General features: G+C 67.5%; 1 protein-coding gene. It reads right to left on the reverse strand.

The features are described from left to right. On the reverse strand, window positions 1-345 hold a 345-nt coding region (locus tag IEZ12_RS23910; protein WP_229847879.1), incomplete at both ends, for a hypothetical protein.

A 345-nucleotide genomic window follows, 5' to 3' on the forward strand; every position in this document is an offset into this window, starting at 1 on the left:
GCGACCCAGCAGTACAGGCTGCCGCCCCGCCTGCCGATGCTTCGAGCCAGCCCGGCCAGACCGCCGAGGATCCTGGTCGCGACCTCCGGGGCGAAGACCTCGCCCTCTGCTGCCCGCTCCTGGACCCACAGCTCGCTGACCTCGACGAACCTCGGAGCGTCGGCAGCGGCGAGCGCATCCTGCAGGACTTTGGAAGCGGCCAGCACCATAGGGCCCTCTCCGTCGCCGGGGTCGGCGACGACCGCCGGTTCATCGGCTTCAACGAGCTCTTCAAAGCTTCGACCGGTGAGGATGCTCTCCCACTCGATCATCGCCTCTTCAACATCGAAGTTGCCGAACGCCAGC

It is taken from the genome of Kitasatospora griseola (genome assembly GCF_014648555.1).
Classification (GTDB): domain Bacteria; phylum Actinomycetota; class Actinomycetes; order Streptomycetales; family Streptomycetaceae; genus Kitasatospora; species Kitasatospora griseola.